Origin of the sequence: Burkholderia sp. BDU5, from assembly GCF_001522845.1 — a bacterium.
Lineage (GTDB): Bacteria > Pseudomonadota > Gammaproteobacteria > Burkholderiales > Burkholderiaceae > Burkholderia > Burkholderia mayonis.
On record NZ_LOWC01000029.1, the window covers coordinates 43,593 to 58,020 of the forward strand.

The following is a 14,428-nucleotide window of genomic DNA, read 5'->3' on the forward strand; positions in this document are numbered from 1 at the left end:
GCCGATTATCGGCTATTTTCGGGAAGGGGATCACAGCGCGCATCGGCGCGCGGCGGAGACGGTGAGGGCGCGGGCCGGCCGCGGCCTCACCATGGCGGCGGGATCAGGGTGTCGTGCTGCGGACGAGCGGGGTGGCGCCGTGCGTTTCGCCCGGCAGCTCCGCGCCGTGCGAACGAATCGCGGCGATCAACTCGGCGGGCGTGATTTCGTAGCGTACTTCCCGATGGATGCCGGGCTTGCGTTCGTCGATTTCGATGAGCAGTACGCTTTTGCCGTCTTCGGTGGCCGCGAGACGCAGCGAGCGAAGCTCGCGGCCGTCGGCCGGATCGAATTCGGTCAGCAGGGTCATGGCCCCGGAAGAACCGGTCGTGCGCATTGAACGTGTCCTCGTGTCGTGAAATAGGAAATGTTGCTTTGCGGACTGCTTGAATGCAGTTTAACCGAAGCGGGCGGCCGCAATGAGAATTTCGCGAGGCGTTCGATCGGTATGGTCGGGCGGCTTGCCGGAGCGTTGCCGCGCGTTGCGCGGCGGGCCCGCCGGCGTTCGCACAAATCCGCATGTTGCAGCGGCGCGTCACGATAAAAGTATGAGAGAAAACGGAATCGGCCCGGCGCGCCGTCGAGCGGCGGGCGCCGGGCCGATTTGTTCGCCGGCGCTTCGTCGAAGCCGGCCGGCGGCGGTCGCGAGACGGGCGCGTTGCGCCTGTCGTCAGATCATACGAGCCCTGTCAGATAATAGACGGCGATCACGAAGAACACCGCGAGCGTCTTGATGACGGTCACCGCGAAGATGTCGCGATACGACTCGCGGTGCGTGAGGCCCGTCACCGCGAGCAGCGTGATCACCGCGCCGTTGTGCGGCAGCGTATCCATGCCGCCGCTCGCCATCGCGACGACCCGGTGCAGCACTTCCATCGGAATCTGCGCGGCCTGCGCGCCCTTGACGAAGAGATCCGACATCGCCGCGAGCGCGATGCTCATGCCGCCCGACGCCGAGCCCGTGATACCCGCGAGCGAGCTGACCGACACGGCGGCGTTGACGAGCGGATTCGGGATGTGCTTCAGCGCATCGCCGACGACGATGAAGCCCGGCAGCGCGGCGATCACGCCGCCGAAGCCGTATTCGGATGCGGTGTTCATCGCGGCGAGGAGCGCGCCGCCGACTGCCGCCTTGGTACCGGTCGCAAAGCGCTCGTGCACGCGCTTGAACGCGGTGATGACGACGAGCAGGATGCCGAGCAGCAGCGCCGCTTCGACCGACCAGATCGCGACGACGGTCTTGATCGGCGTCGTGATCGGCGCGTGGACGCCGGGCAGCACGTCGGGCGGGACCGTGTACGATGCGCCGCCGTACCACACTGGAATCAGTTTCGTCAGCGTGAAGTTCGCGACGCCGACGAGCACGAGCGGCGACACCGCGAGGATCGGATGCGGCAGCGACTGCGTTTCGACGCGCTCGGGCTCGTTGATGAGCGAGGTGCCGTAGCCTTCGCCGCGCGCGAGCGCCGAGCGGCGGCGCCATTCGAGATACGACAGGCCGACGACGATGATGAACACCGACCCGATCGTGCCGAGCGCGGGCGCGGCCCACGCGGTGGTCTTGAAGAACGTCGTCGGGATGATGTTCTGGATCTGCGGCGTGCCCGGCAGCGAGTCCATCGTGAACGAGAACGCGCCGAGCGCGATCGCGCCTGGCATCAGCCGCTTCGGAATGTTGCTCTGACGATAGAGCTCGGCCGCAAACGGATAGACGGCGAACACCACGACGAACAGCGACACGCCGCCATAGGTGAGGAGCGCGCAGACCGCGACGATCACCGCATTCGCGCGCGAGCGGCCGATGTAGCGGATCGCGGCCGCGACGATCGCCTCGGAGAAGCCGGACAGCTCGATGACCTTGCCGAACACCGCGCCGAGCAGGAACACCGGGAAGTAGAGTTTGACGAAGCCGACCATCTTTTCCATGAAGATGCCGGAGAAGACGGGGGCGACGGCGGCGGGATCGGTCAGCAGCACCGCGCCCAGCGCGGCGACGGGCGCGAACAGGATCACGCTGTAGCCGCGGTACGCGGCGAACATCAGGAAGGCCAGCGCAGCGAGGACGATCAAGAATGACAAGAGAGTCTCCTAAATCTTGGTTGTTGTGCGGGCGGGCGCGCCAGACAGACGGCGCGACGCTCCGGCAGCACTTCCGCAGGATTCGTGCCATCGGCCGTGCGGCGGGCCGCAGCCGCGCCGGCAGCGGGGCGTGCTGCGCCGCCGGCTGCCGGCTGCGTCCGATTCTACAGAAAACGTCTCTATATGTAGACGAATGCGGCGCGGCCGGCGTCTCGATCGGCCCGTCAGGCTTGCGTGACGGCCTCTTGCTGTCTGTCTCCTGCATGAGATAATCCGTCTCGCTTTGTGGACAAGAAAGAAATAGTGGAGACGAACGCACAGATTTCGAACGGCTGGGCCGCGCTGCCCGTCGATTACGGCGACGTGCTGCGGCGCGCGGCGGAGTCCCTTTTCAAGACCTTCGAGCATTCGAGTGTCGGCACGCTGATCGTCGACAAGGATGCGCGCGTCGTCTGGATCAATCAGCGCTATGCCGCGCGCTTCGGCTTTGCCGATCCGCAGCAGGCGATCGGCCGCGATTGCGAGGCGGTGATTCCGCACAGCCTGATGCGCGAGGTGGTCGCGACTGGCCGCCCGATCCTGCTCGACATCATGGAGACCGGCCGCGAGCCGCTCATCGTCACGCGCCTGCCGCTCACGGGCGAGGCGGGCGAAACCGTCGGCGCGATCGGCTTCGCGTTGTTCGACGAGCTGAAGACGCTGACGCCGCTCTTTTCCCGCTATATGCAGGTCCAGCAGGAGCTGATTGCGACGCAGCGCTCGCTCGCGCAGGCGCGGCGTCCGAAATACACGTTCGCGAGCTTCGTCGGCACGAGCGCGGTGAGCCTCGAAACGAAGCGGCAGGGGCGGCGCGCCGCGCAGGTCGATTCGCCCGTCTTGCTGCTCGGCGAGACGGGCACTGGCAAGGAGCTGCTCGCCCATGCGATTCACGCCGCGTCCGCGCGCGCGCTGAAGCCGCTCGTGACGGTCAACGTCGCGGCGATTCCCGACGCGCTGCTCGAAACCGAGTTCTTCGGCGCGGCACCGGGCGCGTATACGGGCGCGGACCGCAAGGGCCGCGTCGGCAAGTTCGAGCTCGCCGACGGCGGCACGCTCTTTCTCGACGAAATCGGCGACATGCCGCTGCCGCTGCAGGGCAAGCTGCTGCGCGTGCTGCAGGACAAGGAGTTCGAGCCCGTCGGCTCGAACCGGATCGTGCGCGCGAACGTGCGGATCATCGCGGCGACGTCGGCCGAGCTGCCGGCGCTCGTCGCCGAGGGGCGCTTTCGCGCGGACCTTTATTACCGGCTGAACGTGCTGACGATCCATGCGCCGCCGCTGCGCGAGCGCGCATCGGATATCGAGGCGCTCGTCTATACGATGCTCGAGGAGCTTGCCGCGCAGCACGGACTTGCCGAGCACTGCGAACTGACCGACGATGCGCTGCGTCTGCTGTGTGCCTATCCATGGCCCGGCAACGTGCGCGAACTACGCAACACGCTCGAGCGTGCGCTGATGCTGTCCGATCGCGCGCTGATCGATGCGCGCGCGCTCGCGCCGTTCATCGGGCCCGGGCGTGGGGCGGCCGCGGTTTTCGGCGCCGCGCCCGCTGCCGGCGCAAGTGCGACGGCCGGTGCGGGTTCGGTTTCCGGCGCGGTATCGACGGTTGCGTCCGATGCGCGCGCCGCATCTTTGTCCTATGCGTCCGCGTACGCCGCGTGGGAGCGCCAGTTCCTGATGGACGCCCTGGCCGCATGCAACGGCAAGGTGACGGAGGCGGCCGCGCGCATCGGCATCGGGCGCGCGACGTTCTACAAGAAGCTCGCGGCGCTCGGCATCGACACATAGCAGACCGACGCGCGGGATGCATTCGCCGTGCAGGTGTCGACGCTCGCGCATGAGCGGGCGTATCCGCATGGAGGTTGCGATGAAGCGCATCGAGATCGCCGCATCGTGCGTGACGCTCGCGGCCGCCGCGCATGTGTTCGCGCAGGACGGCGTGCCGCCTGCGTCGTCCGTATCGACTGCGGCGTCGATATCTGCGACGTCGAACACTTCGGTGTCGGCGGCATCTGAGTCGCCTGCGTCATCGACGTCGTTCGCATCGTCGGGATCGCCTGCTTTGGTCGAGCGACGCAATTGGTACGGCGATCCTTTTTTTGCATTGTCGAATGCGATTGCCGAATGCCCGGTTCCGCTCGGTCCGTTGATGACGCGTGCGCAAATGGAGGACGATGCGCATTACCGCGTCGAGCGCGGAACGACTTGCTGGCTCGCGCATCGCTGCAGCAAACCGAATTCATATTTATACGACAAGCCGATTGCCGGAGAACTAAAAAAGGAATTTGCCGGCGGCGATGCGGCTTTGGCAGGCACGAGCATCTGGATCACGATTCAGCGCCGCTTCATTTATGCCGAGGGATGCGCGCCCGCATCGTTCGATCGCGATGCGTTGCGACGCAGGCTCGAGGCGCTGCCCGACGTCGAGCAAGTATTCATTCGGCTTAACGACGATCCACGCGGCCGTGCGCCCTATAAGACACTCGTTGCACCCGATTGACCCTTTGTCGCGTGGCTTGGCATATACTCGCGTCGTCCAAGAAGAAAGCGGAGCGATAGGCAGATTCATGAAACAGACGGGTGCGCCGGCGCCGGGGCAATGCGGCGCGTTCTTGCGGACAGGATTTTTGATTGCTTTAATAGCGGGGCTTTCAGGCTGCGGAGGTAGCGCGCCGCTGTTTACGTCCGACGGGCGTTCGACCACGATGGTCCAATGCCCCGCCGGCGGTCCTTGGGACACCTGCATTCAGAATGCGCGCGGCATTTGCGGCGGCGATTTCGACACGATCAGGCAATCGGTCGATAACGGCGTGCGGTACCTTCTCTTCGCATGCAAGGCTGGAAATGGCTTTTGAGCATCGCTTGCGGGATATGAAAGCAATGCGAAAAATGTTCGATTGATTTGGAATTGATTCATATACTTCCATCTATAAATAACGAGACGGAGCTTCATCCATATGGCGACCTATAGGCAACTGACTGCACAGCTCGAAAAACTTCAACAGAAAATCGACAAGGAACGCGAAAAAGCGATCGCGGACGCCATTGCCGATATCAAGGCGAAGATCGAAGAATACGACATCACACCGGACGAATTGGGATTCAGGAGTATCAAGACGACGGCGAAGCCGAAGCGCCCGCTGCCGCCGAAGTACCTCAATCCGAAGACGGGCGAGACCTGGAGCGGCCGCGGCCGTGCTCCGGCTTGGCTCGGCAAGAATCGCAACCGCTTCCTGATCAAGGACTGATCCCGGAAACTCTCACCTTTGGCGCCTTGAACGACGGTGCGAACGGCAAACTGGCCATTCGCACCATTTTGTTTTTGGCACGCTGTTCGTTTGTTTCACGGCGGCCGCGCGATTTCATGCCGCAGGTGGTTGTGCGTAGATTTGACGTTGAAGCGAGCGGATTTAGCCAGATATTGCGTTATTCCATGTTCGACTCGAACTTGCCGATTCGGCGAAGTTGTTTCACGCTGCATCGTGCAGACGGGACGCCGTATGCGTTTTTTTCGTTTCGATTTGCGATATTTGCGCAGCCCGGCGCGCAATCCCGAATATCCTCACCTTGGCTCCCGAAAACGCTCACCTTTGGCGACGAGACGTGAGTCCTGTTTTCGTACCATCTGTGTTTCGCCTTACGCTCGGATCGGGAGCGCGAAACGCGATTCGATTGCGATGCCAATAAAGCGGCGGCGCGCCGACACGTTGATTCGTCTGTCCAATCCCGCCATGCGATGTGCGGGAATGGACAACGTGTCCGAACCGTGGACCCGCGCAGACGACCTTCTTGAGACGGGGTTCTCAATCGAACGGCATTCCGCTTGATGCATGTCGTAGTCGGTGCGAATGGAAAACGATCGTTATTCACGGAAGAAGCGTTTTTCGATGCCTCGCAGCGCCGGTTAGCGCACATTTGCGTTCGTCGTGAAGCGCGAGCACATGCGTATCGCGAGCGGCGCATCGTTTGCGAGACCGCGAACGAAGGGCCGTTCGACGGTGCGATACGCGATGCGGCGGCTGTTCTTGCACCTGGCTGCGCCACGATTTCGACTCCACTCGAACTTCGAACTGTGTCGTTCGATTGCTCGCGTAGCGGGCCTGCGCAATGCGCGAAGATTGTCTGCTATTCGGCAACGCATCAATTTTTCTAGCCTGGCTTTTCCGATTCTTCATTCGGTGCGATCGAATTTTCGAGACGGCAGTTTCAAAACGAATGCGCGTGCCTTTTTAATGCCGTGCGGCGAGGCACGGCGAGAGGCGAGTCTGGACGCAGACGCGTAAGCAGTTTCGAATTTCGACTGCTGGAATCGAAACCGCGAGGGCGGCGGCCATTCGAGCGGACCGTGGTTGGCCGCGTTGTCGGTAGCCGTGTCGCCGGCCGAGTCGGCGGGGCAAGCGAGTCGAGCATCGCGCGCAGCGTGCCGGCGACGGCGTGTTTGCGGTGCGAGCAACACGCAATTTCGTCAAAGAGGCGGGGCGTCGTCGCCGGGAGCGCGGTTTGCCCGATGCATCCGTTCATTCTCGTTTTACTCCATTTCGAAAGACCGGTATTCCCGACCCGCGTTTTCGGCGGAGAAGGGCTTGTTCGACACCGACGGGGCGGCGTCGGTATTGATGATGCCGATGCTTGCGCGAATCGGCGATTCGGCCGAATGGCATATAGGCGTCGCCCGGCGCTTCGCCTATCCTATGGACTCGCAGGCTCGGTCCGGCAGGGCTGCGCCTTCGATCGTCGTCGCTCATTCCTTTCAGCGGAGCTGCCGTGACCGTTCGCAATCTCGATGCGTTGTTCCAGCCGACCTCCGTCGCCGTGGTCGGCGCGTCGCCGCGTCCCGGCAGCGTCGGCGCGATGGTCTGGGCGTGCGTGCTCGATGGCCGGTTCGGCGGCGCGATCTGGCCCGTCAATCCTAAATACGGCGAACTGAACGGGCACAAGGTGTACCCGTACGTCGATCAGCTACCGAGCGCGCCGTCGGTCGCGCTCGTCTGCACGCCGCCCGCGACGTGGCCCGGCATCGTGCGCAAGCTCGGCGGCCTGGGTGTCCGTGCGGCGATCATCGTCGGCGAGGCCCGTTCGAGCACGGACCGGGCCGCGCTCGAACGCACGCTCGCCGCGGCGAAGCCGTACCTGCTGCGCATCGTCGGGCCGGGCAGCCTCGGTGTCGCCTCGCCCGTGCTGAACGCGCATTTCGGCGCGCCGGCGTGCATCGTCAAGGCGGGCGGGGTCGCGTGGGTATCGCAGTCGAACGCATTGACGAACGCGGTGCTCGGCTGGGCGCATGCGCGCGGACTCGGTTTCTCGCACGCCGTCGCGCTCGGCAGCGAGGCGGACGTCGACGCGGCCGACGTGCTCGATTACCTGGCGAGCGATGCCGCGACGCGCGCGATCCTGCTCGAGCTCGATACGGTGAAGTCGGCGCGCAAGTTCATGTCGGCCGCGCGCGCGGCGGCGCGCAACAAGCCGGTGCTCGCGCTCCGCACCGGACGCGGCGATTCGGGCGATCTGCTCTATACGGCCGCGTTTCAGCGCGCCGGGATGGTTCGCGTCGAGGCGCTCGACGATCTCCTCGACGAAATCGAAACGCTCGGCGTCGGCCGGGCGGCGGCGAGCGGCGCGGCGACGCTCGTGACGAGCGACAAAGGCGTCGCCAAGCTGGCGGTCGATGCGCTCGCGGCGGCGGGCGAGACGCTCGCGCAATGGCCGCAGGCTGCCCTCGACGAGGTCGCCGGCGCGCTGCCTGCCGGAATCGCCGCCGGCAATCCGTTGCTGCTCGGCGACGATGCGCGTCCCGAGCATTTCGGCGCGGCATTGAAGGCCCTCGCGCAGCATCCGCCGACGGGCACCGTGTTCGTCGTTCACGCGACGTCGCATAGCGCGCCTGCTGGCGACGTCGCGCGCGCGCTGATCGAATCGCGCAAGTTCGCGCGCCGCGGCATGCTTGCGTGCTTCTTCGGCGGCGTCGACGCCGCCACGCGCGATGCGTTGCACGAGCACGGCATTCCCGTGCACACGACGCCGCAGCGTCTCGCGCGCGCACATGCGCGTCTCGTCGACTATCAACTGGGCCGCGAGTTGTTGATGCAGACGCCGGAGGGCTCGCCGCCGCAACCTGCGGCGTCGATCTCGGCTGCGCAAGAGGTCGCGCGCACGGCGCTCGCGCAGGGGCGCGACGCATTCGAAGGCGATGCGGCGCTCGGCTGGCTCGCCGGCTTCGGCGTCGAGCGCACAACCGATACGGACGTCGGCGATGCGATCGTCGACATCACGGTCGACATGTTCGACGACCAGAACTTCGGTCCGGTATTTCGTTATTCGGTGCCGCCGGCGGATGGCGTTTCGGCGCCGTTCGTCGTCTACGGGCTGCCGCCCTTCAATACCGTGCTGGCGCGAGCGGTTGTCGCGCGGTCGCCGTATGCGCGCCGCGCGCCGCCCGAGCCGCTGCTGCATGCGCTGACCGCGCTTTCGCAAGCCGTGTGCGAGGTGCGCGAAGTCGTGCAGATGTCGCTCGTGTTGCGCGTGCGGGCCGAGCGCGTCGTCGCGGTCGCGCCGCACATCCGGCTCGCGACGGGGCGCAGCCGGCTTGCGATCGTCCCGTATCCCCGCTACCTGGAGCAGAAGATCGACTGGCGCGGCGAGCACGTCACGGTGCGCCCGATTCGTCCCGAGGACGAGGATGCGCATCGGGAGTTGCTGAGCGCGATGACGCCGGATGATTTGCGGATGCGTTTCTTCGGCGCGATACGCAACTTCGATCATTCGCAGATCGCGCGGATGACGCAGATCGATTACGACCGCGAGATGGCGTTGATTGCGACGGTCGACGACGCCGAAGGCCGCGCGCATACGCTCGGCGCTGTACGCGCGGTGACCGATCCGGACAATGAAGCAACGGAATTTGCGATCGCAGTGCGGCCCGATCAGAAGGGCAAGGGACTCGGACGACTGCTGATGGGACGCATCATCGAATACGCACGTTCGCGCGGAACGGGTTGGATGATCGGCGAGGCGCTGCGCGAGAACACGGCGATGATCTCACTTGCGAAAGACAGCGGCTTCGCCGTGTCGGCGACGCAAGAGCCGGGGGTGGTCGGTTTCAGATTGAAGCTGCAGCAATGATGCGGCCGTACGGCGTGCGTCGTTGCACGCGTGCATCCAGTGGGCGAGTCGGGTTGTCGTCGCGGCGGTATGCGGTCGGTGTAGTCGGCGCTTCTTAATCCAGTGCTGCAAGGGCTGCCGACGAGTTGGATGTTGCCGAAGCCGTCGGGGCTGCCAACATCCCTGACGGCTGACGGCTGACGGCTGACGGCTGACGGCCTCGACGCCCCACGCGTTCCACGCGTTCCACGCGATTCACGCGATTCACGCGATTCACGCGATTCACACGATTCACACGATTCACACGATTCACACGATTCACACGATTCACACGATTCACACGATTCACACGATTCACACGACCAACACGACCAACACGACCAACACGACCAACACGACCAACACGACCAACACGACCAACACGACCAACACGATTTCTCGACGGTGAGATCTTACGGGATATGAAATCGGGAGAGAGGTGAGGTTTTCCGGGAGAAGACTCGACCGACGCGCATCGCGCAGCGCTTTTCATCGACCGCATCGGGCGGCGACGCACCGGTGGCATGCACGAACGCGCATCCGCCAATCCATCACGCCCGAATGCGTGAGGAAAAGAATCAAGCCGCGAGCTTCGCCGCCGCCTCGTCCACCTGCACGCGAGAGATCGCGAGCTCTTCGAGCAGCGCTTCCGCGTAGACGGCGCCCGTCTCACGCTCGAGACGCGCGACCGTCAGCGCGCAGCGGGCAGTGTCCTTCGGCATCGCGATGAAGCGCTTGATCGATTCGCCCGCCTTGAACGCGTCGAAGAGCGGCAGCCGCACTTCATCCGGCAGCGTCTTCGTCCATTGATACGGCTTGCCGTTGACCGTCAGCGACGGCGGCAGCGAGCGCTCCTTCTTGCCCGCCGCAATGAGGCCGTACGTGCGCGCGGCTTCGCCGATCTGCTCGGGGGAGAAGAGCTCGTCGGGCGTGATTTCGAATTGCGCGACGTAGTTTTCGATCGCATGCATCGCGGCCGCGCGGTCGTCGCGCTTCTGCTGCGCGCGCGCGACGATGTCGCGCAGTTCGTCCGCTTCCCCGGGCGTGATCGTGAAGCTTGCCTGCTTCTGCTGAAGTTCGGAGAAACGTTGGAATTCGAGATCGGTCAGAAGTTTGGCCATGACGTCCATAAGGCGCCCGCCGTCAGTGACGACAGCGGGCGGTATTTTGAAGGGGGCGCTATTTTAGCGTAGCGCCGCGCGCACGGCGGATTCGCGCGCCCGATCCGCATCAGTACGCCGGCTCGTGCGCCAGCCTTGCGTCACGCCGTACGCGTGAGCAGCCGCTCCACTTCACGCGCGATCGCGAGCAAGCGCCGGTCGCTGCCCGCCGGTCCTTCGAGCATCAGCCCGACGGGCATGCCGGTGTGCTTCGACAGCCCCGCGGGAATCGACACCGACGGCACGCCGCCGAGCGTCGCCGGCCCCGTCTGACGGATCACGCGCGCAAACAGCACATGCGCGGCGTCGGGCGGCAGGTCGTGGCCGCTGTCGGCGACGAGCGGCGCTTCGCATTGAACGGTCGGCAGCACGATGCAATCGACGCCCGTCCGGTGGAACGCCTGGTCGTACCAGCGCACGATGTCCTGCAGCACGCCCAGCGCCGCCGCGTACGCGTCGCTCGACGGCGGCGCGTCGAGCAGCATCTGGAAGATGTGCCGCACGTCGTCGCTGCCGAGCCGTGCAACGAACTCCGCGAACGGCAGATCGAGTTGCTCGGCGCTGAAGCGCCGCCAGTACGCGAGCGCCTCGAACCCGGCGATCGCGAAGCCGCACGCGTCGTCCGTTTCATACAGCGCGCGGGCGGCGAGCGGGATCAGGCGCGCGCCCGCGCCCGTCAGTGCGGCGAGCGCGCGCTCAGTCAGTTCGGCGACGGCCGGGTCGAGTCCGTCGAAGTACGGCGCATCCGGCACGCCGATCGTCAGTCCCGTAAGCGCGAGCGGCGCGGGTTCGCTTGCGTCGCGCGTCAGTACGGCATCGAGCAACAGCAGATCGTCGATGCCGTGCGTGATCGGGCCGACCGTATCGCGTGTCGGCGACAGCGCGAGCACGCCTTCCGTCGAATAGCGGCGCAGCGTCGGTCGCAGCCCGGCGACGCCGCAGAACGCCGCCGGAATCCGTACCGAGCCGCCTGTGTCAGTGCCGAGGCCGAACGGAATGCCCGCCGCGACCACGGACGCCGTGCCGCCGCTCGAGCCGCCCGCGATGCGCGCCGGGTCGTGCGGGTTGCGGACCGCGCCGAAATGGCCGTTCGCGCTCGTGACGCCGAACGCGAGCTCATGCATGTTCGCCTTGCCGAGCGGCACGGCGCCCGCGTCGAGCAACTGCTGGACGGCCGTCGCGTTGCGCGTCGCGTCGAAGCCGAGCAGCGCGGGGCTCGCGGCGTGCGTCGGCATGTCGGCGGTGAAGAGGTTGTCCTTGATGACGAACGGCACGCCCGCGAGCGGCAGCTTGCGGCCGCTCGCGATCTGCGCGTCGACGTGCGCGGCGGCTTGCCGCGCGATCTCCGGCGCGACGTGCGTCATCGCGTCGAGCGGCTCGATGAGCGCGAGGCGCTCGAGCGCCGCCTCGGCATGCTGGACCGCGCGCGTCCGCCCGCTGTTCACGGAATCCGCGACGTCCCGCACGCCGGCGGACTGAGCGAAGGTTTCACGATGTGACGTCATTGGCCTGTCTCCATGTGATGTGCGCCGCCGGAGGCAGCGCTCGTGATCGGCATGATCGGAACGACGAGGCCTCGATGATTTCACATTTTCGTCAGATCGATGTCAGGCGGACGTCTCCTTGAACATCGACAGATGCTTCGCGGTGTCGCGCAGCTGCGTGGCGACTTCGTCGATCGGCGGCGCGACGTATGCGTCGATCCGGCGCATGTGCGGACACGTGAGCGCGGCGATCGCGTGGCCGGCCGGCCCGAGAACCGGATAGGCGATGTCCGTGACGCCGAACGCCTGGCGGCTCTCCTGCTTGAGCCAGCCCGTCGCGCGGATCTCGCGCAACTGCGCGTCGAACCCGTGCATGTCGAGCGCGCTCTCGCCTTCGACCTTCGTATGCTCGGCGAGCATCTGCGTGCGCAGCTCGGGCGTCTGGAACGCGAGCATCACGGGGCCCGACGCGGTGTCGACGAGCCCGACGCGCGAGCCGAGCCGCACCGAGATTCCCCATGCGCCGGGTCCGTCGACCTGCGCGATCACGAGCAGGTTGCCGCGATCGAAGACGGACAGATGGCACGACTGCTCGGCCGCCTCGGCGAAGCGCTGCATCAGCGGCAGCGCCTCGGCGATCAGCCGCTTGAGCGGCGGATGGCGATGCGCGAGCGCGTAGAGCTTCAGGCTGAGCGTGTAGCGGTCGCCGGCCGGCGAGCGGATCACGTAGCGGCGCGCGACGAGCCGTTCGAGCATCCGGTAGATCTCGCTCGCGTTGCGGCCGAGCTCCTTCGTGATCTCGGTGCGCGTCAGGCCTTCCTTCTGCTCGGCGAGCAGCTCGAGAATGTCGAGCCCCTTGTCGAGCGCGGGCGCGCGATAGCGCTCGATCTCTTCGCAATCCTGCGGCTCGTCGACGTCGTCGGCCGGCCGGTCTTTCGTGGGTTTCATCGGTGGGTTGATCTTGTGGGACGCGACGCATCGATTGCCGGTGCTGCGCATGCTTCGCGGCCGCGCGGCGTGTGTCGATGGACCGTTGATTCGTAAATCAATTAAGCAACTGCTCCAACAGCAATGATAATCAACAAATGCAAAACCAATGCTAGATTTGTATGCATTTGTTGAATAAAAAACGCCGCCGGAGCATCGATGCGGTCAAAGTGTGCGTTGGAACGGCGCGCCGGCCGCGTACCGGCAGTCGGCGCGGAATGTGGAGTCGAAGCCGAGCTGACGTCAGACGCGCACGCGCACGCGCGTCGCGCCTGTCGGCCGCCGGCACGGGCGGCAGACGCAGGCGGCGACTCGCCCGTGGCCACGAACGCCGCCGGCTGCCGTCGCCACCGCCGAGCATGCGCGTCGCCAGTGTCTGCTCCAATAGTCGTTATCCGCGATGCAGCGTTTCTTCTCGCGCCGCGGATGGTACAAATTCCGCAACGGGCCCACGCGACGCCGCTGCGCCGCCTGAATTGAGCTCGCTGGGTTTTCGTCCGTCCTGAACTGAAGAGGTCGCTTGCCATGAAACTGCTTCGATACGGCCCCGTGGGCCAGGAAAAGCCCGGTCTGCTCGACGCCGACGGCCGCATCCGCGATCTGTCGGCACTGATCGGCGACGTCGCGGGCGATGTGCTGTCCGATGCGAGTCTCGCGCGGCTCGCGGGCGTCGATCCCGCGTCGCTGCCGCTCGTCGCGGGCGAGCCGCGAATCGGCGCGTGCGTCGGCCGGATCGGCAAGTTCGTCTGCATCGGTCTGAACTACGCGGACCACGCGGCGGAAGCAGGCCTTGCGGTGCCGGCCGAGCCCGTCGTGTTCGGCAAGTGGACGAGCGCGGTGAGCGGCCCGCACGACGGCATCGAGATTCCGCGCGGGTCGGTGAAGACCGATTGGGAAGTCGAGCTCGGTGTCGTGATCGGCCGCGCGTGCAAGAACGTCGACGAAGCCGACGCGCTGTCGTACGTCGCCGGCTATTGCGTCGTCAACGACGTGTCCGAGCGCGAATGGCAGATCGAGCGCGGCGGCCAGTGGGACAAGGGCAAGGGCTTCGACACGTTCGGGCCGCTCGGTCCTTGGCTCGTCACGCGCGACGAAGTTGCCGATCCGCAGGCGCTCGATCTGTGGCTCGACGTGGACGGCCGGCGTTATCAGAACGGCAACACGCGCACGATGGTGTTCACGGTCGCGCAGTTGATCGCGTATCTGTCGCGCTGCATGAGCCTGCAGCCCGGCGACGTGATCTCGACCGGCACGCCGCCCGGCGTCGGGATGGGCGCGAAGCCGTCGCCCGTCTATCTGAAGCCGGGGCAGACGGTGCGCTGCGGGGTCGCGGGTCTCGGCGAGCAGCGGCAGACGACGCGCGCGGCGGAGTGACGCCGCCGCGCGTCGGTGCGCGGCAGCCGATGTGCCGGCAGCGGTTCGCGTTGCACGGCCTCGTCCGCTGCTTCGCGTGACGGACGGCGTGTGTGCGACGAGGCGTCGATCGTCGCCGTTGCGCGCGTT

Annotated in this window: 12 protein-coding genes; 7 read left to right on the plus strand and 5 right to left on the minus strand. The window is 65.9% G+C overall.

The annotated features are described in order from the left end of the window. Positions 1 to 103 precede the first annotated feature (103 nt). On the minus strand, positions 104 to 376 hold the full coding sequence (locus tag WS69_RS34010; protein ID WP_059469809.1) for a hypothetical protein: 273 nt from the start codon (positions 374 to 376) through the stop codon (positions 104 to 106). Between the two features lie 338 nt (positions 377 to 714). Further along, on the minus strand, positions 715 to 2,118 hold the full coding sequence (locus WS69_RS05605) for a GntP family permease (protein WP_059469810.1): 1,404 nt from the start codon (positions 2,116 to 2,118) through the stop codon (positions 715 to 717). Between the two features lie 285 nt (positions 2,119 to 2,403). Between WS69_RS05605 and WS69_RS05610 the strand changes: the two genes are divergently transcribed. From WS69_RS05610 to WS69_RS05625, 6 genes are all read left to right on the plus strand, one after another. After that, the gene (locus tag WS69_RS05610; protein WP_059469811.1) at positions 2,404 to 3,945 is read left to right on the plus strand and encodes a sigma-54 interaction domain-containing protein; all 1,542 of its coding nucleotides are present in this window, start codon (positions 2,404 to 2,406) and stop codon (positions 3,943 to 3,945) included. A 79-nt stretch (positions 3,946 to 4,024) separates the two neighbouring features. After that, positions 4,025 to 4,657: a BON domain-containing protein gene (locus tag WS69_RS05615; RefSeq protein ID WP_231747080.1), complete on the plus strand. Its 633-nt coding sequence runs from the start codon at positions 4,025 to 4,027 to the stop codon at positions 4,655 to 4,657. 55 nt (positions 4,658 to 4,712) lie between these two features. After that, positions 4,713 to 5,012, plus strand: a complete 300-nt coding sequence (locus WS69_RS34525; protein ID WP_226382988.1) for a hypothetical protein — start codon at positions 4,713 to 4,715, stop codon at positions 5,010 to 5,012. A 102-nt stretch (positions 5,013 to 5,114) separates the two neighbouring features. After that, on the plus strand, positions 5,115 to 5,405 hold the full coding sequence (locus WS69_RS05620; protein WP_059469812.1) for an H-NS histone family protein: 291 nt from the start codon (positions 5,115 to 5,117) through the stop codon (positions 5,403 to 5,405). Beyond that, a complete protein-coding gene (locus WS69_RS33000) occupies positions 5,363 to 5,764 on the plus strand; it encodes a hypothetical protein (RefSeq protein WP_156437955.1) in 402 nt (133 codons plus the stop codon). Before WS69_RS05620 ends, WS69_RS33000 begins: the two co-directional genes overlap by 43 nt. A gap of 1,157 nt (positions 5,765 to 6,921) precedes the next feature. Beyond that, positions 6,922 to 9,276, plus strand: coding sequence for a bifunctional acetate--CoA ligase family protein/GNAT family N-acetyltransferase (locus WS69_RS05625; protein ID WP_059469813.1), 2,355 nt, complete (start codon positions 6,922 to 6,924; stop codon positions 9,274 to 9,276). Positions 9,277 to 9,872: 596 nt separating this feature from the next. Here WS69_RS05625 and WS69_RS05630 read toward each other — a convergent pair. From WS69_RS05630 to WS69_RS05640, 3 genes are all read right to left on the minus strand, one after another. Then, entirely contained in the window at positions 9,873 to 10,424 is a 552-nt protein-coding gene (locus WS69_RS05630) for a hypothetical protein (RefSeq protein WP_059469814.1), read from the minus strand. A gap of 131 nt (positions 10,425 to 10,555) precedes the next feature. Beyond that, positions 10,556 to 11,959, minus strand: coding sequence for an indoleacetamide hydrolase (iaaH, locus tag WS69_RS05635; RefSeq protein WP_059469815.1), 1,404 nt, complete (start codon positions 11,957 to 11,959; stop codon positions 10,556 to 10,558). A gap of 102 nt (positions 11,960 to 12,061) precedes the next feature. After that, positions 12,062 to 12,886, minus strand: coding sequence for an IclR family transcriptional regulator (locus WS69_RS05640; RefSeq protein WP_059469906.1), 825 nt, complete (start codon positions 12,884 to 12,886; stop codon positions 12,062 to 12,064). Between the two features lie 564 nt (positions 12,887 to 13,450). On the opposite strand from WS69_RS05640, the gene WS69_RS05645 reads away from it, so the two are divergent. Next, the gene (locus WS69_RS05645; protein WP_059469816.1) at positions 13,451 to 14,299 is read left to right on the plus strand and encodes an ureidoglycolate lyase; all 849 of its coding nucleotides are present in this window, start codon (positions 13,451 to 13,453) and stop codon (positions 14,297 to 14,299) included. Positions 14,300 to 14,428 lie beyond the last annotated feature (129 nt).

Excerpts from the sequence above, each read along its gene's own strand:
- WS69_RS34010 (WP_059469809.1), bottom strand. The coding sequence starts at position 376 with ATGCGCACGACCGGTTCTTCCGGGGCCATGACCCTGCTGACCGAATTC.
- WS69_RS05640 (WP_059469906.1), bottom strand. The coding sequence starts at position 12,886 with ATGAAACCCACGAAAGACCGGCCGGCCGACGACGTCGACGAGCCGCAG.
- WS69_RS05645 (WP_059469816.1), top strand. The coding sequence starts at position 13,451 with ATGAAACTGCTTCGATACGGCCCCGTGGGCCAGGAAAAGCCCGGTCTG.
- WS69_RS05630 (WP_059469814.1), bottom strand. The coding sequence starts at position 10,424 with ATGGACGTCATGGCCAAACTTCTGACCGATCTCGAATTCCAACGTTTC.
- WS69_RS05615 (WP_231747080.1), top strand. The coding sequence starts at position 4,025 with ATGAAGCGCATCGAGATCGCCGCATCGTGCGTGACGCTCGCGGCCGCC.
- WS69_RS05620 (WP_059469812.1), top strand. The coding sequence starts at position 5,115 with ATGGCGACCTATAGGCAACTGACTGCACAGCTCGAAAAACTTCAACAG.
- iaaH (WP_059469815.1), bottom strand. The coding sequence starts at position 11,959 with ATGACGTCACATCGTGAAACCTTCGCTCAGTCCGCCGGCGTGCGGGAC.